This window comes from Pseudoalteromonas sp. CF6-2, assembly GCF_021729425.1.
GTDB classification, from domain to species: domain Bacteria; phylum Pseudomonadota; class Gammaproteobacteria; order Enterobacterales; family Alteromonadaceae; genus Pseudoalteromonas; species Pseudoalteromonas arabiensis.
On record NZ_CP091442.1, the window covers coordinates 244,414 to 264,366 of the forward strand.

The window sequence follows — 19,953 nt, forward strand, 5'->3', positions numbered from 1 at the left end:
ACAAAAGGCCAACTCTATGTTAGATAAAGTAGTCATTGCAAACCGAGGTGAAATTGCACTTCGCGTATTGCGCGCCTGCAAAGAGCTTGGGATCAAAACTGTTGCTGTGCACTCAACGGCAGACCGTGATCTTAAGCACGTGTTACTGGCAGACGAAACAATTTGTATTGGTAAACCAGCCGCGTCTGAAAGTTACCTAGATATTCCACGTATCATTGCTGCGGCAGAAGTAACAGATGCGGTTGCGATTCACCCAGGTTACGGTTTCTTATCTGAAAATGCGGATTTCGCAGATCAGGTTGAACAAAGCGGCTTTGTTTTCATCGGTCCTAAAGGTGACACTATTCGCTTAATGGGCGACAAAGTGTCGGCAATTGAAGCAATGCGTAAAGCAGGCGTGCCTTGTGTACCAGGCTCTGATGGTCCATTAACGGCTGACAGCGAACGTAATATCCAAATTGCTAAGCGTATTGGTTACCCTGTAATCATTAAAGCAGCAGGCGGCGGCGGCGGTCGTGGTATGCGTGTTGTTCGCAGTGAAAAAGAACTAATCGATTCAATTGCTCTTACTCAGCAAGAAGCGAAACAGTTCTTTGGTAATGGCATGGTTTACATGGAGAAATTCCTTGAAAACCCACGTCATATCGAAGTACAAGTACTTGCCGATGGTCAAGGTAATGCGGTTCATTTAGGTGAGCGTGATTGTTCAATGCAGCGTCGTCACCAAAAAGTAGTTGAAGAAGCGCCAGCGCCAGGTATCACTGCTGAAATGCGTAAATTTATCGGCGACCGCTGTACTCGTGCATGTATCGAAATTGGTTATCGCGGTGCAGGTACGTTCGAGTTCTTATATGAAAACGGCGAGTTCTATTTCATTGAAATGAACACACGTATTCAGGTTGAGCACCCAGTAACAGAAATGGTGACTGGTGTTGACTTAATCAAAGAACAACTAAAGATTGCAGCTGGCCAGCCATTGTCATTCACACAAGAAGATGTGGTTATTCGCGGTCATGCAATTGAGTGCCGTATTAATGCAGAAGACCCAGAAACCTTTATTCCATCACCAGGTAAAATCACGCGATTCCACCCTGCAGGCGGTTTAGGTATTCGTTGGGACAGCCATATTTATGCAGATTACACAGTACCTCCTCATTACGATTCAATGATTGGTAAGCTTATTTGTTATGGCGAAAACCGTGATGTAGCAATTGCTCGTTCACGTAATGCGTTAAATGAATTAGTCATTGATGGTATTAAGACGAATACACCACTGCACAAGAAAATTTTAGCAGATGAAAACTTCCAAAATGGTGGAACAAACATTCACTATCTAGAGAAGAAATTAGGTCTGTAAATCGTTTTAAATTGAAAAAGCCGGCAACTTGCCGGTTTTTTTTGTTTCTGACTCATGGTTCGCCTGATTCTCGCCTTAAAAAAATATTCTGGTATGATTAATAAAGTAATGTGTTTCAAGTATTTCATGAGGTAATAATGACCAACAGTGTTGGCTTTGCATTGGCAGATGAAGCCGCAACGGTAAATATGGGCAAGCAACTTGCAAAATTAATGGAGCAAGGAGCTGTGATTTATTTACATGGAGACTTAGGTGCCGGTAAAACCACCTTAACGCGTGGTATTGTGCAAGGTTTTGGTCATCAAGGTAAGGTTAAGAGTCCAACTTATACACTGGTTGAACCATACCAGTTAGATAAAGCTGATATTTATCACTTCGATCTATATCGCTTGGGTGACCCTGAAGAGCTTGAGTATATGGGGATCCGTGACTATTTTTCCCCACACGCTATTTGCGTAGTAGAGTGGCCTGAAAAAGGGGGGGAGTTTATACCCACGCCAGATCTTGATGTTACATTACGTTATGAAGGTGAAGCACGTGCTATTTTAATAAATAGTTTAACAGAGCGTGGTCATTCGATTGTAGAGAAGTTGAAGAGCACGCAATAATAAACAGATAAAAATAAAGGTGTATGAGCAAAAATGGGTCGTTGTACATTTAAACTATTAACTATCTTAATGTTTTTGGTTGTAAGCCAAGTTGCGTTTGCACAAAATACAATTAATAGCGTACGTGTCTGGCCCTCTCCTGACAGCACTCGTGTGGTCTTTGATTTGAACGAGAAGCCTGATTTTAGTTATTTTATGCTAAAAAACCCAGCCCGTTTAGTGGTTGACTTAAAAAATACCAATAAGCTAGATAGCTTGCCTAATATTCCTAAAAAGCATCAGATAGTTTCAAAACTGCGTTACTCAAAGCCAAAAGATAGTAAAAGTGTCCGTTTTGTTTTTGAACTCGCGCGCGCCAGTAAACCGGTTGTGTTTGCTTTATTGCCTACCGAACCATACAAACACCGCTTAGTGGTTGACCTTGTAGATAAAACACCGAATGCAGAACCGATTGCTTCAACTAACACGAGTGTGAAAAAACGAGAGCTTCATCAAGAACGTGATATCGTCATTGCTATTGACGCGGGTCACGGTGGTGAAGACCCAGGTTCAATTGGCCCCTCAGGTACCTATGAAAAAGATATCACGCTACAAATAGCGAAGCGCTTAGAGCGCATGATAGACGCTGAACGAGGAATGATCTCGCGTATGGTGCGCCGCAGTGACTACTTTGTAAATTTAAACACCCGAACCAGCATTGCTCGTAAGAAAAAAGCCGACTTTTTTGTGTCGATCCATGCCGATGCCTTTACTAGCCCGCAACCAAATGGTGCGTCAGTATGGGTGCTTTCACTGCGCCGTGCTAATTCAGAAATTGGTAAATGGATTGAGGATAAAGAGAAACATTCCGAGCTTTTAGGTGGTGCTGCTGGGGTATTAAAAGATACTGCGAGCGAAAAATATTTAGCGCAAGCACTGTTAGATATGTCGATGGATCACTCGATGAAAACAGGCTTTAGTGTTGCACAAGAAGTTGTTAGTGAATTAAAAAAAGTTGCTAAAATGCACAAAAAGCACCCTCAAGCGGCAAGTCTTGCGGTATTGAAATCTCCAGATATTCCGTCTATTTTGGTCGAAACTGGGTTTATTTCGAACCCGCGTGAAGAGCGAATGCTAAAAACAGCACAGCATCAAGAGCGCTTAGCAAAAGCAATTTTCACCTCGATTAAAAATTACTATATGCAAAACCCGCCAGACGACTCGTTATTTGCTAAGTTAAAAGCGCAGTTTCCGACTAAACACAAAGTACGTCCAGGTGAATCATTAAGTATTTTGGCAAGCAGATACAATACCTCCGTTAGTAAGTTAAAAACGGCCAACAACTTAAAATCGAATACCCTGTTTATTGGTCAAGAGCTTGATATTCCGCAAAGCTAATCAATTTTTGCGTTAGGAACACTATGAGTATAGAAATACTACCCGCGCGATTGGCTAACCAAATTGCTGCGGGTGAAGTGGTTGAACGACCAGCCTCGGTTGTTAAAGAGCTAGTCGAAAACAGTTTAGATGCCGGCGCAACGCGCATTCAAATAGACATTGAACGTGGTGGCCACAAGCTTATTCGCATTCGTGATAATGGCTCAGGCATTAATAAAGACGAGCTGACATTAGCCTTGTCACGCCATGCCACGAGTAAACTAAAATCACTTGATGACTTAGAGAACATTTGTTCACTGGGTTTTCGTGGTGAAGCCTTGGCATCTATTAGTTCAGTATCGCGCTTAACTTTGAGCTCAAAGCCAAAACAGCAAGAAGCTGCATGGCAAGCCTTTGCAGAAGGGCGTGATATGGCTGTGCAAATAAAACCAACAGCCCACCCAGATGGCACCACTATTGAAGTTAAAGATTTATTTTTTAACACCCCCGCACGACGTAAATTTCTGCGTACAGAAAAAACAGAGTTTTCACATATTGATGAGCTTATAAAGCGGATTGCATTGAGCCGGTTTGATGTCTCAATTACGTTAACGCATAACGGCAAAGTGGTGCGTCAATACCGTGCAAAGCCTAACCCAGAGCAAGCAATTAGCCGTGTTGCACAAGTTGCCGGTAAAATCTTTAGTGAACAAGGTTTGCATATTCAATCTGGTGAAGCAGGGTTAATGCTAAGAGGCTGGGTATTGCCTGTTGGGTCAAGCAATACGACTCAGTATACCTATGTGAATAACCGCATGATGCGCGACAAGCTCATTTTACACGCGATTCGCCAAGCATTTGAAGAAGTTGCAGGCTCAGAAGAACTACCAGGCTTTGTTATCTACATTGATATTGACCCACGTCAGGTCGATGTAAATGTGCATCCAGCCAAGCATGAAGTACGTTTTCATCAAGGGCGTTTAGTGCATGACTTTATTTTGCAGGCAATAAAACAAGTTGTGGTGCCGCTGCAGCATGAAGCTGGTTTTACTGAGCACAATGACACTGCTTTTCAGCAGGCCCCGTTTGAAGAGTTGAGTCAGAGTAGCTCGCAGTTAAGCTATACTGCATCAGCGCCTACAGAGCAGTATGATTATCCTAAATCAGAGTTACAGCCAACACGCTCAGCGAGTTACTCTGGCACAGCAGGGCGTTCGGGAGGGGGGTTTAGTCGCGATAGCCAAGGACGCAGTAAAGCATCACATCAAGATGTGAATGCTTTTTATCAAGGGATCAGTGAGCAACATGCTGCGCATTTTGATCAAGTACGGCCTGAGCCAAGCATTGCTGCACCGGTAGTGGAGCAAACAAAACTTGCCAAACTTATTCACGTACGCGAAGGTGAATGCGTATTTAGTGAAGACAAGCAACTATTTGCTGCGCATTTTAAGCATGCTTTAGCGCTCGACTGGCAAGCGCAAGTAGAGCAAGCTGGCAGTCTTGATGGCAAAGCTTTGTTGTTACCTGTACGAGTAAACACACATGCTGATGATATTAGTGCTTTAAATGCTCAGCAGTCGTGGTTTACCCTGCTAGGTTTTGATTTAGTGATTGAAAAGCAATTTGTGATGGTTAAAAAGCTTCCGCCTTGTATGTATTTACTTGATGTTAGTAATGCCATTGAGCGACTTATCATTGCTTGCAAAACATCGCCAAGTTCACTGGATGAATGGCTAGAATGGTTAACACAGCAAATTCCGACACGTTATTACACAAGCCAAGCCTTTATGGAACAAGTGACTCGGTTAGAAAATAATCCACAAACTATGCAACGTTTACGTCAAAAAGCAGTTAAAATAGAACTATCTCAGTTTTTAAACTAAGCAAGGTATTTAGGCTTGAATAACTTACCCGTCATTTTTTTAATGGGACCAACCGCAGCAGGGAAAACAGACTTAGCAATTTCGCTGTGTGAGCATTTAAACACAGAAATAATCAGTGTAGATTCAGCGCTGGTGTACAAAGATATGAATATTGGTACAGCTAAACCAGATGCTGATGAATTAGTGCGAGCGCCTCATCATCTAATCGATATTATTGATCCTGCAGAAAGTTATTCAGTTGCTGATTTTCGTCGCGATGCGATTGAAAAGATTGATCTATTTCATAAGCAAGGTAAAGTACCTGTATTAGTTGGCGGTACAATGATGTACTTTAAGTCATTGATTGATGGTTTGTCGCCACTACCAGAGGCATCACCCGAAGTGCGGGCTGAACTCGAAAAGGAAGCAAAGCAGTTTGGTTGGCCGCATTTGCACGCAGAGCTCGTTAAAATCGATCCTGAGGCTGCGAGTAAAATAAGTGAAAATGATTCACAACGTATTAATCGTGCGCTCGAAGTTTATCGTATAACTGGCAAAACAATGACAGAGTTACAAAAACAAAAGCAGCCAGCGCTTCCTTATACTTTTCATCAATTTGCTATCGCGCCTGCCGATCGCAGCGTTTTACATCAGCGAATTGAGAAAAGGTTTAAAATAATGCTTGAACAGGGGTTTGAAAATGAAGTTTCATCCCTATATAAACGTAAGGATTTACACCCAGATCTACCTTCGATTCGTTGCGTAGGTTATAGACAAATGTGGGATTACATTGCAGGCGAAATTGACTATGATGAAATGGTCTTTCGTGGTGTTGCTGCCACGCGCCAGCTTGCCAAGCGGCAGTTAACTTGGCTAAGAGGTTGGCCTGATGTTACATGGTTGGCCACGGGTGATGAAGAAAACTTGCAACGTGTAGTAAGTTCGCTAAGCTAGTAGTAGTTGAAAAATTTTTAGCTTTGTTAAATTAGTTCAGCTACTTAATTATAATAACACCTAGAACGAAGGAAAATAACATGGCAAAAGGCCAGTCGTTACAAGACCCATTTTTGAATGCGTTACGTCGTGAGCGCATTCCAGTATCAATCTTTTTGGTTAATGGCATTAAGTTACAGGGTAAAATCCAGTCATTTGACCAATTTGTTATTTTACTTGAAAACACCGTGAATCAAATGGTGTATAAACACGCTATTTCTACCGTAGTTCCAGCGCGTACTGTTAACTTCCAAGGTGCACAAGGAAGCGATGATTCAGAAGAGCAAGAGCCTGGAAATTTTTAAATTTAGGAGCGTAATGCTTGTTTGACCGTTATGAAGCCGGCGAACAGGCAGTTTTAGTTCATATCGACTTACCTAAAGAAGGGGATCGTGAAGATCTTCATGAATTAGAGTTGTTGGTATCTTCTGCTGGTGTTAGTAGTTTGGCGATTGTGCAAGGCAGTCGTCAAGCACCACATCCGAAACTTTTCGTCGGTACCGGAAAAGCAGAAGAAATCGCTGAAACTGTCAAAATCCACAATGCAGATGTCATTATTTTCAACCATCAACTAAGCCCGTCACAGGAACGTAACTTAGAGAGCGTTTGTCAGTGTCGTGTACTTGATCGTACGAGTTTGATCCTTGATATTTTTGCCCAGCGAGCGCGTACTCATGAAGGTAAACTTCAAGTTGAGTTGGCGCAGCTACGTCACATTTCAACACGCTTGATCCGTGGTTGGACTCACCTTGAGCGCCAAAAAGGTGGGATAGGTTTACGTGGTCCAGGTGAGACGCAGCTTGAAACCGATAGACGACTTCTGCGTGCAAGAATTAAGAATATTCGTGCACGATTAGATAAAGTTGCTGTGCAACGTGAACAGGGGCGACGAGCACGTACCCGTAATGAAATACCCACAGTGTCATTAGTTGGTTACACTAACGCAGGTAAATCGACCCTGTTTAATCGAATAACAGACTCAGATGTGTATGCGGCCGACCAATTATTTGCAACACTTGACCCGACATTACGTAAGTTAGACATTGGCGATGTTGGTCCAGTGATCCTCGCGGATACTGTTGGCTTTATTCGTCACTTACCACATGATTTAGTGGCTGCTTTTAAAGCTACATTAACTGAAACCCGGGAAGCCGATTTACAGCTACATGTTATTGACGTAGCAGACCCGCGTCGTAAAGAGAATATTGAGCAGGTGCAGTCAGTTCTAAAAGAAATTGATGCAGATGAAGTGCCGCAATTATTAGTGTATAACAAAATTGATGCGCTAGATGACGTTGCGCCGCGTATAGATAGAAACGATGAAGGCCAGCCAATTAGAGTGTGGTTATCTGCTCGAACGGGTGTGGGTTGTGAGTTATTGTCAGAGGCAATTAATGAGTTGCTAGCAAAGAAAATGCTGGCAGAGTCGCTTAAATTACCTCCACAGCATGGTCGTATTCGCGCTGCATTATTTAACTTAAATGCTGTTCATGAAGAGTGCTTTGATGAACATGGTAATTGGTTGCTTTCAGTGCGTTTACCGATGGCTGAGTGGAATCGTTTGAAAAAAGAAATGGGACAGGATCTCGATTCTTTTATAGTTGCGAACTAAAAATCGTCAGCATTTGTTAATTTTAGTATGAGAAATGCTGTAGATTTGATAGATTTAACCCAATTCATTTAGATAACAATGGAGTATAGCTATGGCCTGGAATGAACCGGGTAATAATGGCAATGATAAAGATCCGTGGAATAACAAAGGCGGAAAAGATCAAGGCCCACCTGATTTAGACGAGGTACTGCGTAAATTCGGCAACAAGTTTGGCGGTTTATTTGGTGGTAACAAGCCAGGTAAAAACGGCGGCGGACTTGGTGGCGCAGGCATTTCTTTCATATTAATTATTGCCATCATCGTTTGGGCATTAAGCGGTATTTATACAGTTAAAGAAGCTGAGCGCGGTATTGTTTTACAATTTGGTCAGTTTAGTCGCATTGCAGAGCCAGGCTTACGTTGGAAAATGACGTTCATCGAACGTGTCATTCCGGTTGATATTGAAGCGGTACGCTCTTTATCTGCGAAAGGCTTTATGCTGACTGAAGATGAAAACGTCGTAAATGTAGAGTTTGAAGTGCAGTATCGTGTTATCGATCCTCACCTATATAAGTTCAGTGTAACGGATGCTGATCACAGCCTACAACAAGCGCTCGATAGCGCACTTCGCTATGTTATTGGTCATGTGAAAATGGACCAAGTATTAACAACAGGTCGTGAGGTCGTTCGTCAACAAACGTGGGATGAGCTAAACAAAATTATCGAGCCGTATAACCTCGGTATTATTGTCAGCGACGTGAACTTTAAAGACTCACGCCCACCAGGTGAAGTAAAAGATGCCTTTGATGATGCCATTGCAGCACAAGAAGATGAAGAACGTTTCATCCGTGAAGCAGAAGCTTATGCCCGTGAAATAGAGCCGCGTGCCCGTGGTCAAGTGACACGTATGACACAAGAAGCTGAAGCATATCGCGAGCGCATTACACTAGAAGCGCAAGGTGAGGTAGCACGCTTTGAAAAGCTATTACCAGAATACCAAGCAGCGAAGGAAGTAACGCGTAAACGTTTGTACATTGATGCAATGGAAGAAGTACTGGGTAATAGCTCTAAAGTGCTTGTTGATGTGAAAAACGGTAATAACATGATGTATTTACCGCTTGATAAAATTATGGAAAAGCAAGGCACCGCGACCCGTGTTGCACTGCCAAGTTCAAGTGATATCAAAGATTTGCGCAACAAGTTGAATACATCACGCAACAGTACGGTTAACTCGAGTAATGACCGTTTTGCAACTGATCGCTTTAATGAGGGGAGATAAGCAAAATGAAAAATTTTAGTTTAGTAATACTTGCCCTTGCGGTTGTTATGTCTTTTTCATCTATTTTTGTCGTACAAGAAGGTGAAAAGGCGATTGTATTGTTGTTCAGTAAAGTGCAGAAAGACAGTAATGACACAGCAGTAGTTTACGGCCCAGGCTTGAACTTTAAAGTGCCATTTTTCAGTCAAGTACGCCGTTTAGATGCACGTATCCAAACATTAGATGGTGCACCTGATCGTTTTGTAACAAGCGAGAAAAAAGACTTAATTGTTGATTCATACGTGAAATGGCGTATCAACGACTTTAGTGCATTTTACCTACGCGCACGCGGTGATAAGCAATACGCTGAAACACTGCTTAAGCAAAAGGTAAATAATGGTCTACGTACTAATTTTGGTTCTCGTACTATTAAAGAAATTGTTTCAGGTGAGCGTAGTGAGCTTATGGAAGAAGCATTAGTACAAGCTTCAGAAAGTGCGCAAGAGTTAGGTATTGAAGTACTTGATGTACGTGTTAAGCAAATTAACTTACCACAAGAAGTCAGTAGCTCAATCTTCCAACGTATGCGCGCTGAGCGAACTGCGGTGGCGAAAGAGCATCGCTCTGAAGGTCAAGAAAAGGCAGAAACAATTCGTGCTGAGGTTGATCGTCGCGTAACAGTTATGCTGGCAGATGCTGAGCGAAATGCGCGAACTGTTCGCGGTCAGGGCGATGCAGAAGCGGCGGGGATTTATGCTAATGCTTATAATAAAGATGCTGAGTTTTTTAGCTTTGTGCGCAGTCTTGAAGCTTACAAAAAAACCTTTAAAGATAAGCAAGACGTCATGATTATCTCTCCAGATAGTGATTTCTTTAATTACATGAAAGGCGCTAATGCCCAGTAATTAAACACTTAATAATGAAAGCCCTGCACTTTGCAGGGCTTTTTTATTTCAGTCGTGAACTAATTTCTTTGTATTATAAATTTATAACTCCCTGTTCTGGCTGCGGTTGTTTTATTGGCTATGGTGATAAAAAGTCGGCCGCAGAAAAAATAAGCTAAACGGGGTGATCTTTCACCTCGTTTTCTGGTAAAATCTCGTCCTAATTTTTTCTAAGTGAATTTGCAATGGGTAAAAACGTTGTTGTACTAGGCACCCAATGGGGTGACGAAGGTAAGGGTAAGGTAGTTGACCTCCTTACAGACAAAGCATCTTTAGTAGTTCGTTATCAAGGTGGTCATAACGCAGGCCACACTTTGGTAATTAACGGTGAAAAGACGGTTTTACACCTTATTCCATCGGGTGTATTACGTGACAATGTTAAGTGTGTGATTGGTAATGGTGTTGTTTTATCACCAGAAGCGTTGATGAAAGAAATTGGCATGCTAGAAGAGCGTGGCGTGCCTGTGCGTGAGCGTTTATTAATTAGTGAAGCGTGTCCGCTTATTTTACCTTTCCACATTGCATTAGATTTAGCCCGTGAAAAAGCACGTGGCGATAAGCCAATCGGTACTACAGGTCGTGGTATTGGTCCAGCTTATGAAGATAAAGTAGCACGTCGTGGTTTACGTGTTGGCGACTTATTCAATCCTGAATTATTCGCGAGCAAATTAAAAGAAGTATTGGAATACCATAACTTCACACTAGAGCATTACTACAAAGTAGAGCCGGTTGATTTCCAGAAGACATTTGATGATGCAATGGCTATTGCTGATATCTTAAAAGCGATGGTTGTTGATGTGACTGAGCTACTTGATCAAACGCGTTTAGCGGGCGACAACATCTTATTTGAAGGTGCGCAAGGTACATTGCTTGATATCGACCATGGTACTTATCCGTACGTAACATCATCAAACACAACAGCAGGTGGTGTAGCAACAGGTGCTGGTTTTGGTCCATTACACCTTGATTACGTACTAGGTATTATCAAAGCTTACACAACACGTGTAGGTTCAGGTCCTTTCCCAACAGAGCTTTACGATGGTCTTGATAAGCAAGACCCTGTAGGTAAGCATTTAGGTGAGAAAGGTCATGAATTCGGTGCAACGACAGGTCGTTTACGCCGTACTGGTTGGTTAGATGCAGTGGCGATGCGCCGTGCAGTTCAAATCAACAGCATCTCAGGTTTCTGTTTAACTAAATTAGACGTTTTAGACGGTTTAGAAACATTAAAAATCTGTACTGGTTATCAGTTAGAAGATGGCACAGTAACGAACGTGACGCCATTAGCTGCTGAAGGTTACGAGAAAGTAACGCCAGTATACGAAGAGATGCCAGGCTGGTCAGAAAACACAGTAGGTGTAACCTCAGTTGATCAGTTGCCTAAAGCGGCACTTGATTACATCAAACGTATCGAAGAAATCACGGGTGTTCCAGTTGATATCATCTCAACAGGTCCTGATCGTGTAGAGACCATGGTATTACGCAACCCGTTTGCATAATTGCCATAGTGACTAAAAAAGCTGCTTCGGCAGCTTTTTTTGTGCCTAAAATTCACTCTGGAATGATAATTGTATATTATTTGCTAAGACTGACTTTTTTAAGTGATTTTGATGCGTGTTTTATTGCCTTTAACATTACTCTTTTCCAGCCTGAGCATGGCTGAAGAGCCCATTGCAGCAGTACCTCTGTACACAGAAAGCGAGTTAATTGGCTTGATCAATAAAAATGCACACCTAGCACGTGTAAAGGCAGATGATTGCCAGTTAGTACAAGATATCGAAGCGCGAGCCAATAAAATGGCGCTACCATCGTATCAGTTCCTGTATGGCGATATGCTGGCATATGCAGTCTGTGTTGATCGTAACGTAGAGTTGGGGGTGTATTATATGCGTCAAGCTGCTGAGCAAGGGTTAGCAGCAGCACTAGAACAACTTGGCCGCTATTATGATGTCGGGCGGTTGGTTCAGCAAGATAAAGCGATGGCCGTGACCTATTTGCGCGAAGCATCTGCACAAGGTAACTTAAAAGCGCAAATGCGCTTAGTTAGGCTATTCAACCAAGGGTATGGTAGCCCAAGAGACTATGAGGATGCTTATCGCTGGTTGTTTCACTCTATGGTAGCAGATAAAGCGCAGCATAAAAAAGTTGAGCAATTATTAGCAAAACTAGCGCAAAAAATGCCTGATAGTGTGGTTCGGCGCGCACGTCTACCTATGTAATTTAAACCGTTAAAAATAAGGCCAGCATGTGCTGGCCTGTGATCATTTATCTTCTTTTTTATCTTTATTTTTGTTCTGGTTAGGGTCTTTAAGAACCGATAACTTGGGTGGTTGTAAAGCAACGATGCGCTCACCTACTTGCGGTGTTTTCTCCATATTTGTCGTAAATGGTCTAATACGAACAGGAGAGTCGTCATCATCATCTTTTTCACCGTTTAAAATAAATAACGGAATAGCTTCACTATTAACTTCTTTATATTGCTCCCAGCTAAACTCATCCGAAATGCGTGTAGCACTCACTTTACCACCTTTGGCTATTAGACTGCTTAAACGTGCATATGCGCCATTGTCACCAAATAGAATCTGACGAGACAAAAATGTTGCGCTATCTTTGTTTGCTTTAGCGTGGTTAGTTGAAGAACGAAGAGAATACACATCCTTTTCATTTAGCAAATGCGAGAAATACTGCACACCCAATGCATTATGGTGACGATTAGGTGAAAGTGCTAAAACACTACGAATTGTTGTTAAAGGTAAATAACGCTCGGCATGTTCAGACTGTGGATTACCATAATAACAAGGCAGGCCATCCATACGTGCCATTTTGCAGTTCTCCCATGCTGGATCAGAAAGATGTACAGGAATATTCTGCTCTTTTAGTCCACAGGCTATTGCACGTGCAACATGGTTTGCACCAATGATTAAAATAGTATTTGGTGCAGGCTGGCGCACTTTTAATAGTTTAGCCAGTGGTGTAGCTGTCAGACTTTGTAGTACAACCGTGACGATGATTACCGTGAAAATCAGCGGCACGATTTTCTCTGCGTCCGCGATACCTGCTTCAACCATGCTCAGTGCAAACACTGAGCCCACAGCGGCTGCGACGATACCTCTTGGTGCGATCCAAGAGAGTACCAAACGGGACTTTATTGGCAGATCTGAGCCGATAGTTGAAATAGCGATGCATGCAGGGCGCGCGATAAAGAGCACGATGGCTAAGAAAATAAACACATCACTGTGTAACATCATTAAGTCTGAAAGCTGTAAGCGTGCGGCAAGTAAGATAAACAAGGATGATATCAAGATCATCGACAAGTCTTCTTTAAACTCAAGTACTGAGTCTATTTCCAAGTCATCTTGATTGGCTAGCCAAATACCGAATACAGTCACAGCCAGTAATCCAGATTCATGGCTCAGATGATTTGATACTGTAAAGCTAATCAATACCAATGCTAAAATACCAAATTTGTGTAACTCAAAAGGCAACCACTCGCGACGAATGAGTAAGGTGGTTAGCCAGCCCGCGGCGACACCAATTGTTAAGCCAACCCCTAAGGTTTTAAACAAGGCAATAATTGTATGGCTTAATACTTCTCCTTGCCCAACAAGCATAACGGCTTCAAAGACGAGCACTGCAAATAAGGCTCCGATGGGGTCAATAACAATACCTTCCCACCTGAGGATGCGGTCTATATCTTGGTTAGGGCGCATTGAATTAAGTAAAGGTGCGATAACTGTTGGTCCTGTAACCACAAGCACAGCCCCTAGTACTGCGGCAACTCGCCAATTAAGTTCTAAGATCCAATAGGCACTTAAACTGATAATAATGCAGGTGGTTATCATGCCGATGGAGCAGAGATTTCGGACAACTTTTCCTATCCCTTTAAGTTCTTTAAAGTGTAATGTCAGCGAGCCTTCAAAGAGTATAACTGCAACACTTAACGAAACCACGGGGAATAGTAAGTCGCCTAAAAGGGCATCGGGTTCAAGCACGCCACTGAAAGGGCCAAGTAATAAACCCGTTAGAAGTAAAAATAAAATAGCCGGTACACGAAACGCCCATGCTACCCACTGTGCTATTACAGAACACAAGGCGATCCCTGCTATATAAATTGCTGACATAAAATGAATTATCCTTTTAGCTTTAGCACCAACATCATAGATAATTGCTATTGATGACGATAAATTGTCGCTGACTTACAAATAAAACTGCCTACTTATTAAAGCTTACTCACCGTCATAGACACAAGAAAACTTATTGCTCTAAATACGATTTTAGTCGTTATTAATACTTTTTGGGTTGTTATTGAAAACAAAACGGCCATAAGCTGATGAAAAATTATTAATATCGAAATGTATTCATTTAACTATTTGTTAAGTATGAACTATTTTCTAGGTTTATGGTAAGTATAAAATTAGTGATTAATATCTACTCTTGATCTTTCACCTCTTTATATCGTATTATAATTCGTGTTCAAACAATTTGATATCTAAATGATTAACTTTGTTTTTCTTTAGTAATTAGAGGATAAGCCCTAATAAATCAGTTGTTTGCTTTATATATTGTGTTTTATACACTTTGTTTTCTAATTAAATAGAAATGAGCTAATGATTGTTCAGTGCGTATTTATTACGAGTTGAATACAATAAAAGTTCATTATCTTATCAATGTTTAGCTCCCATCGTGGCGGCTAAATCTCGGTCATACAATCTACGCCCTATCTGTCGGTGTACCAGATTGTATAGGCTCTATGTATGTTGTTATTAATAAAAGCCGCACACAGCTTTTTACAGCGATACATAAACAACACTTATCTTTTTTTATCAGCTTATGGTTTATAACCGTTTGGTCTACTGACTGAATAAAAGTTGTGCTATACCTAAACGCAGTCCATGCGCGGACTAGTTGCGTGTGCAGATAAGTGTCTGTGACAAAGTGAGAATACTCAGCACGTTTAGTTGTTCTAAACGTGAGTCTTTTAATCAGCGGCTTTAATGACGCTGAACAGATAGTAAAATGGAAAAGTTGAACAGTTATGCAAAAGTTTAAATGGCGACGTATTGTACTTAAAGTTGGTAGCGCATTGATCGCACCGGAACAAGATGGGTGTCGTTCACGTTATTTATTGACCATTGCGCAGTTCATCGTTCGCTGTCGAGCACGAGGTATCGAAGTGATTTTAGTATCATCTGGTTCGGTGGCAGCGGGTTCGCATTTATTTCCTGAGCAAGAAACTCGCTCGGTAACGATGAAAAAGGCAATGGCAGCTGCCGGCCAAACAGAAATGATGGCTATGTGGGATCGTTTTTTTGATTTCCCTTCCGCACAAATATTATTAACACACGGTGATTTACGAGACCGTGAGCGCTATACCAGCATTCGTGAAACGGTGTTCACTTTACTAGAGCACGGTGTACTACCTATCATCAATGAAAATGATACGGTCACCACGGATGACTTGAAAGTAGGTGATAATGATAACCTATCAGCGATGGTTGCTGCAGCAGCAGACGCAGATGCGCTGATGATTTTTTCGGATGTTGATGGTCTTTATGATAAAAACCCGAACTTGCATGATGATGCCGTATTGTTACCTGAAATAGAGAGCATCGATGAGTCAATCTACGCAATGGCAGGGTGTGCAACCAGCGCGGTTGGTACCGGTGGTATGAAAACTAAGATTGAAGCGGCAGAAAAGGCGACATCGCATGGTATTACAACCTTTATTCTAAATGGTTTCAAAGAAGAAACCTTCAATCGCCTACTTGAAGGTGACAACCCAGGCACTATTTTTATGCCTTATGAAAAACCAATGCAAGAAGCGGTGCATTGGATGACACACACCGCGAATGAGCAAGGTGAGGTTGTCGTAGAAGGCTCGTTTGATGAGTCTGCTCATCATGAAGATGGGTGTATTCGTAGCGATGAAATTGTTGCGGTACACGGAGAATTTGGCGTAGGCGATACTATTTTAGTCCGCAGTGACGATGGTACACGTCTAGCAAAAGCAACAGCGAATTACAGTAGCTGTTTATTGAATTTTATTGCTGACAACGAGCAAAGTGAATTTAGCGAAAAAATGCAAGATTCAATCGGCCCAGTTGTTTCAGAAAAAGATATCGCATTATTGGAGAAGTCATGAGTTTAATTACGGATATTTCTAGTCAAGCTGCAAAAGCTGCAACCCAGCTAGCTCTGCTTGATACTGCCACTAAGAATCAAGTTTTATCTGAGATGGCGCAGGCATTACGTGAAAGTAAGGCCTTCATTATCAAAGAAAACGAAAGCGATTTAGCGGCAGCACGTGATAATAACCTTGCTGCGGCGATGATTGATCGTTTGACCCTAAATGATGAGCGCATTGAAGCAATGGCTGAAGGCATCGAAGTGATTGTCAGCCTTGATGATCCGGTTGGTCAATTACGCGACATTTCAGAGCGTCCGAATGGTATTAAGATTAGCAAGATGCGCGTGCCACTTGGTGTTGTATGTATGATTTATGAAGCACGTCCAAATGTGACGGCTGATGCAGGTGCTTTGTGCTTTAAATCGGGTAATGGGGTAATTTTACGTGGTGGTAAAGAAGCACTGCGTAGTTCGCAAGCCATTGCCAGCGTAATGCATAAAGTACTTGAGAAGCATGGTTTACCAGCTGCCTTAATCTCAGTGATCCCTGATCCTGATCGTGGCTTATTAATGGAGTTAATGCAGCAACGTGACACAATTGATTTAATCATCCCACGAGGTGGCGAAGGTCTAATTAATTTTGTAACTGAAAACAGTACCATCCCTGTTATTCAACACTTTAAAGGTGTGTGTCACCTTTATGTTGATAAAGAGGCTGATCTGAATGTCGCCATTAACTTGCTGTTAAATGGTAAAACTCAGCGCACTGGTGTGTGTAACGCATTAGAAGGCCTAGTAGTACATCAAGATATTGCCGATGAATTTTTAAACCTGTGTGCAGTTGTGCTTCGTCAAGAAGGCGTGAAAGTAAATGCAGATGCAAAAGCGGCTGAATATTTTGACAACGCGACTGTGCTTGCTGATGATGAGTTTGGCGAAGAGTACCTAGACTTAGAAATCGCCATTAAGGTTGTGCCAGATTTTGCTGGAGCGATCGATCATATTGCTCAATTTGGCTCAAACCACACAGAAGTCATTTGTACTAAGGATCAAGCAGCAGCAGAGTTATTCCAGCGCAGTGTTGATGCGTCTGTTGTGATGGTTAACGCGTCATCACGTTTTTCTGATGGTTCACAGTTAGGCTTAGGTGCTGAAATTGGTATTGCGACCACTAAGCTACATGCTTACGGACCTATGGGTCTAGAATCGCTTACAACTGAAAAATACTTAGTGAATGGCGAAGGCCAAATTCGTGAATAATCGCTAAGAAGTAACTACGTTTAAAAGCCGGGCTTTGCTCGGTTTTTTTGTGTCTGATATAAAACGAAGAGGATAGTAAGACTAATTAAATAGCTTAAATTTAGAGTATGATACTGTTAGTTGATAATTCGGCAGATTGCCTAAAGAAGAGTAGGAAAGTGGTGGAGCTAAGCAGGATCGAACTGCTGACCTCCTGCGTGCAAGGCAGGCGCTCTCCCAGCTGAGCTATAGCCCCACATTCCTAAAATACAAGATGCTTAAGTCTTGCGTCTCAAGCGGGGTGAACTTTAATTATTTTTGTTTATTTGGTCAAGTGTTTTTTAAAAAATCATCGAATTTTTACCTAAGTCTTTTATTTTTGATAGACTAATGAGCATATACTGTTCAAGGCTTATCCAATAATGAAAAAAATAGCATGGCTTTTGGTTATTCTACTAACGGCTTGCGCCAGTCAAGACGACGCGCCTCCTTTCGAAATTAATAACAAACAGTTTTACGGCAAAAATGATGAACAAGGCAGCAAAATTTTTGCATACGTCGTGTCGGTGAAAGCACAAGGCAGGAAGCCACTAAACCTTGATAAGCCATTAACGCGTAGACAGTTTAAAGATTTTGCCGAGCAAGAGTACTTTGAAGAATCGAGCAGCTTAAAACTGATGCTTGAAGATCAAGCCGTTGAATTATTAAACCAAGAACTTAAGGCACGACAGTATTGCAACGATCAGCATATTATTGATGATGTGCTTTGGCGTGACTTAAGTGTACAACTACGAGGACGTTGTTTGTAAATGTATGCAGAAAAAACCAAGCTTGCCGCTGCATTAGCTCAGTTAGATATAAACTATGATGTGATTGAGCACCCACCATTACATGGCAGTTTAGATGCCGACAAATTCATGGTTAATAGACCTGGCACGCGATTAAAGAATCTATTTTTGCGTGATAATGAAGGTAAACGCCATTTTTTAGTGATCACAGCGCATGACAAACAATTAGATTTAAAAGCAATAGCACAGATGCAGGGGCTTTCTCGTTTGGGCTTTGCATCTGATGAGCGATTAGCGCGTTATTTAAAAGTGCCGCCTGGTTGTGTGTCTATGTTGGCACTTTTAAACGATAAACAAAATAATGTCACACTGTGGCTTGATCAAGAAGTGTGGTTTAACGAACTATTTCATTGCCATCCGTTTGAAAATACCGCGACATGGCTAATGAAAAAAGATGATTTAGAATTATTTTTCGAAAGCACTGGGCATCAACCCCGAATTGTTTTCTTACCTGCTAAATAAACTAAGCTTAAACCTACCAAGCAAACTAAAAGTAGCACGGTCATAAAGGCAACTTGGCCGTGTTGCTGATATACCAGACCCGGCAGCAAAGAGCCTAAAGCGCCTCCACTATAATAAAAAGACACATATCCACCATTTGTTACACTGGCAGGGGCACTGCTAATTTTATTAACCAAGGGTGCTGCACTTGAGTGAATAACAAACATCGCACCACAAAAGCCAGTAAAGGCAATAAAGAATAATAACAATTGTTGGCTCATTAATAGCACCATCGTCAGGCTATAGAATACAAATACCCAAGTTAGTAAACGCCAAGGTGTTAATGATTTACGTAATAGCCAAGGTGTCGCTATAGATGCTAGTGCACCAAGCAAATAACCGCTATAAACAAGGCCAATATCTCGAGTATTCGTAATAGCAAAACTGTCTTGCAGTATAAAGGGTAGGTAGTTTAGTAGTGCCGCAAAGCAAAAAAACATACAAAAAACCGCCCCGTAGAGCTTTAATACCAACGGATCTTTTAATTGTTTTAGATACAATAGCGGCGATTTAGCTGCATGAATGTTCGCACCTTTGCTTGCTTTAGGAATGGCGATTGCAAATATGATTAATCCTAACGCAATCACATAGTAAAAACTTTGCCAGCTTAAAAAGTCAGTAAATAAAGCGGCAAGCATACGACCAAAGTAACCACCGACAATCGTGCTGCCAATGTAGAGCGTCATATTACGCTGTAGCTCATCGGCTTGATAAGTTACACCAATGTAGCTTGTCATGGCGGTGAGTGCTGCAGGTAGAGTAATGCCTTGAATAAAACGTACTAATAGTAGTAGCTTAAAGCTTGGCACGTAGGTAAATGCAATGCAGCTTATGGCCAGAATAAACATGGCAAACTTTAAGATTGTTAAAGGGTTTCGTTTAGCTAAAAACAAGCCATACACTAAAGGTGCAATGGCTAACGGCAGCATAGTCGCAGTCATTAAACTGCCAGCAGCGGCAGGTGATACAGAAAAATGGCTGGCAAATAATCCGAGTAAGGGTTGTGGGGCGTATAAAACAAAGAAAATAAATACAGAGCAAAGTAACAAATGTCGCAGCTGCATTTTTAGCTCCCTAAAGATAAAGCACAAGCTTATCGGGTATCACTTTTTTTACAAGTTAAAAGGCGATTAAAATAATAAATATTGCGTTAAATCAATATGTCATGATTTCATCGCGTGTTAATCTCAGGGCGTTAAAATAGATATCATGGAATCAAGTTGAGTCAATACTGTTATTTGTTTGCATAGCTGATTAAAATAGCCTTAAT

Annotated in this window: 17 protein-coding genes and 1 tRNA gene; 15 read left to right on the top strand and 3 right to left on the bottom strand. The window is 41.7% G+C overall.

Translation table 11 applies throughout. The features are described 5' to 3' along the window. The first annotated feature begins 16 nt into the window (after window positions 1–16). The 11 genes from accC (at window position 17) to L3Q70_RS01255 (ending at window position 12,188) form a co-directional block, all read left to right on the top strand. Entirely contained in the window at window positions 17–1,357 is a 1,341-nt protein-coding gene (gene accC / locus L3Q70_RS01205) for an acetyl-CoA carboxylase biotin carboxylase subunit (RefSeq protein ID WP_062568261.1), read from the top strand. A gap of 137 nt (window positions 1,358–1,494) precedes the next feature. Continuing rightward, window positions 1,495–1,965, top strand: a complete 471-nt coding sequence (gene tsaE / locus L3Q70_RS01210; protein WP_062567170.1) for a tRNA (adenosine(37)-N6)-threonylcarbamoyltransferase complex ATPase subunit type 1 TsaE — start codon at window positions 1,495–1,497, stop codon at window positions 1,963–1,965. A 69-nt stretch (window positions 1,966–2,034) separates the two neighbouring features. Then, on the top strand, window positions 2,035–3,342 hold the full coding sequence (locus L3Q70_RS01215; RefSeq protein WP_228074507.1) for an N-acetylmuramoyl-L-alanine amidase: 1,308 nt from the start codon (window positions 2,035–2,037) through the stop codon (window positions 3,340–3,342). A gap of 23 nt (window positions 3,343–3,365) precedes the next feature. Continuing rightward, complete coding sequence (gene mutL / locus L3Q70_RS01220) at window positions 3,366–5,204, top strand: DNA mismatch repair endonuclease MutL (protein WP_237114723.1); 1,839 nt, start codon at window positions 3,366–3,368, stop codon at window positions 5,202–5,204. A gap of 15 nt (window positions 5,205–5,219) precedes the next feature. Then, complete coding sequence (gene miaA, locus L3Q70_RS01225) at window positions 5,220–6,137, top strand: tRNA (adenosine(37)-N6)-dimethylallyltransferase MiaA (RefSeq protein ID WP_083515228.1); 918 nt, start codon at window positions 5,220–5,222, stop codon at window positions 6,135–6,137. A gap of 80 nt (window positions 6,138–6,217) precedes the next feature. Next, the gene (gene hfq, locus L3Q70_RS01230; protein ID WP_062567174.1) at window positions 6,218–6,481 is read left to right on the top strand and encodes an RNA chaperone Hfq; all 264 of its coding nucleotides are present in this window, start codon (window positions 6,218–6,220) and stop codon (window positions 6,479–6,481) included. Between the two features lie 17 nt (window positions 6,482–6,498). Beyond that, window positions 6,499–7,788 carry a ribosome rescue GTPase HflX gene (gene hflX / locus L3Q70_RS01235; protein WP_237114724.1) on the top strand — a complete coding sequence of 430 codons (1,290 nt, stop codon included), beginning with the start codon at window positions 6,499–6,501 and terminating at the stop codon, window positions 7,786–7,788. Between the two features lie 91 nt (window positions 7,789–7,879). Beyond that, complete coding sequence (gene hflK / locus L3Q70_RS01240; RefSeq protein ID WP_062567176.1) at window positions 7,880–9,046, top strand: FtsH protease activity modulator HflK; 1,167 nt, start codon at window positions 7,880–7,882, stop codon at window positions 9,044–9,046. A gap of 5 nt (window positions 9,047–9,051) precedes the next feature. Next, window positions 9,052–9,930, top strand: coding sequence for a protease modulator HflC (hflC, locus tag L3Q70_RS01245; protein WP_062567177.1), 879 nt, complete (start codon window positions 9,052–9,054; stop codon window positions 9,928–9,930). Window positions 9,931–10,154: 224 nt separating this feature from the next. Further along, a complete protein-coding gene (locus tag L3Q70_RS01250) occupies window positions 10,155–11,468 on the top strand; it encodes an adenylosuccinate synthase (protein ID WP_062567178.1) in 1,314 nt (437 codons plus the stop codon). 111 nt (window positions 11,469–11,579) lie between these two features. Next, window positions 11,580–12,188, top strand: a complete 609-nt coding sequence (locus L3Q70_RS01255; protein ID WP_193988171.1) for a tetratricopeptide repeat protein — start codon at window positions 11,580–11,582, stop codon at window positions 12,186–12,188. A gap of 42 nt (window positions 12,189–12,230) precedes the next feature. Here L3Q70_RS01255 and L3Q70_RS01260 read toward each other — a convergent pair whose 3' ends face one another. Then, window positions 12,231–14,090, bottom strand: a complete 1,860-nt coding sequence (locus tag L3Q70_RS01260; RefSeq protein ID WP_062567180.1) for a sodium:proton antiporter — start codon at window positions 14,088–14,090, stop codon at window positions 12,231–12,233. 914 nt (window positions 14,091–15,004) lie between these two features. Here L3Q70_RS01260 and proB point away from each other — a divergent pair. Together proB and L3Q70_RS01270 are read left to right on the top strand one after the other, a co-directional pair. Then, window positions 15,005–16,111, top strand: a complete 1,107-nt coding sequence (proB, locus tag L3Q70_RS01265) for a glutamate 5-kinase (RefSeq protein ID WP_062567181.1) — start codon at window positions 15,005–15,007, stop codon at window positions 16,109–16,111. Then, a complete protein-coding gene (locus tag L3Q70_RS01270; RefSeq protein ID WP_062567182.1) occupies window positions 16,108–17,355 on the top strand; it encodes a glutamate-5-semialdehyde dehydrogenase in 1,248 nt (415 codons plus the stop codon). Before proB ends, L3Q70_RS01270 begins: the two co-directional genes overlap by 4 nt. Window positions 17,356–17,514: 159 nt before the next feature. On the opposite strand, the gene L3Q70_RS01275 is transcribed toward L3Q70_RS01270, so the two are convergent. Continuing rightward, window positions 17,515–17,590, bottom strand: a tRNA-Ala gene (locus L3Q70_RS01275). A 166-nt stretch (window positions 17,591–17,756) separates the two neighbouring features. Between L3Q70_RS01275 and L3Q70_RS01280 the strand changes: the two genes are divergently transcribed. Next, window positions 17,757–18,143: a hypothetical protein gene (locus tag L3Q70_RS01280; protein WP_237114725.1), complete on the top strand. Its 387-nt coding sequence runs from the start codon at window positions 17,757–17,759 to the stop codon at window positions 18,141–18,143. Further along, on the top strand, window positions 18,144–18,644 hold the full coding sequence (locus tag L3Q70_RS01285) for a prolyl-tRNA synthetase associated domain-containing protein (RefSeq protein ID WP_193988173.1): 501 nt from the start codon (window positions 18,144–18,146) through the stop codon (window positions 18,642–18,644). Here L3Q70_RS01285 and L3Q70_RS01290 read toward each other — a convergent pair. Continuing rightward, the gene (locus L3Q70_RS01290) at window positions 18,611–19,747 is read right to left on the bottom strand and encodes an MFS transporter (protein WP_062567185.1); all 1,137 of its coding nucleotides are present in this window, start codon (window positions 19,745–19,747) and stop codon (window positions 18,611–18,613) included. The genes L3Q70_RS01285 and L3Q70_RS01290 overlap by 34 nt on opposite strands. Between the last annotated feature and the right edge of the window lie 206 nt (window positions 19,748–19,953).

Coding starts and splice junctions, on each gene's coding strand:
- accC (WP_062568261.1), top strand. CDS start 17: ATGTTAGATAAAGTAGTCATTGCAAACCGAGGTGAAATTGCACTTCGC.
- tsaE (WP_062567170.1), top strand. CDS start 1,495: ATGACCAACAGTGTTGGCTTTGCATTGGCAGATGAAGCCGCAACGGTA.
- L3Q70_RS01215 (WP_228074507.1), top strand. CDS start 2,035: ATGTTTTTGGTTGTAAGCCAAGTTGCGTTTGCACAAAATACAATTAAT.
- mutL (WP_237114723.1), top strand. CDS start 3,366: ATGAGTATAGAAATACTACCCGCGCGATTGGCTAACCAAATTGCTGCG.
- hfq (WP_062567174.1), top strand. CDS start 6,218: ATGGCAAAAGGCCAGTCGTTACAAGACCCATTTTTGAATGCGTTACGT.
- hflK (WP_062567176.1), top strand. CDS start 7,880: ATGGCCTGGAATGAACCGGGTAATAATGGCAATGATAAAGATCCGTGG.
- hflC (WP_062567177.1), top strand. CDS start 9,052: ATGAAAAATTTTAGTTTAGTAATACTTGCCCTTGCGGTTGTTATGTCT.
- L3Q70_RS01250 (WP_062567178.1), top strand. CDS start 10,155: ATGGGTAAAAACGTTGTTGTACTAGGCACCCAATGGGGTGACGAAGGT.
- L3Q70_RS01255 (WP_193988171.1), top strand. CDS start 11,580: ATGCGTGTTTTATTGCCTTTAACATTACTCTTTTCCAGCCTGAGCATG.
- L3Q70_RS01260 (WP_062567180.1), bottom strand. CDS start 14,090: ATGTCAGCAATTTATATAGCAGGGATCGCCTTGTGTTCTGTAATAGCA.
- proB (WP_062567181.1), top strand. CDS start 15,005: ATGCAAAAGTTTAAATGGCGACGTATTGTACTTAAAGTTGGTAGCGCA.
- L3Q70_RS01270 (WP_062567182.1), top strand. CDS start 16,108: ATGAGTTTAATTACGGATATTTCTAGTCAAGCTGCAAAAGCTGCAACC.
- L3Q70_RS01280 (WP_237114725.1), top strand. CDS start 17,757: ATGAAAAAAATAGCATGGCTTTTGGTTATTCTACTAACGGCTTGCGCC.
- L3Q70_RS01285 (WP_193988173.1), top strand. CDS start 18,144: ATGTATGCAGAAAAAACCAAGCTTGCCGCTGCATTAGCTCAGTTAGAT.
- L3Q70_RS01290 (WP_062567185.1), bottom strand. CDS start 19,747: ATGCAGCTGCGACATTTGTTACTTTGCTCTGTATTTATTTTCTTTGTT.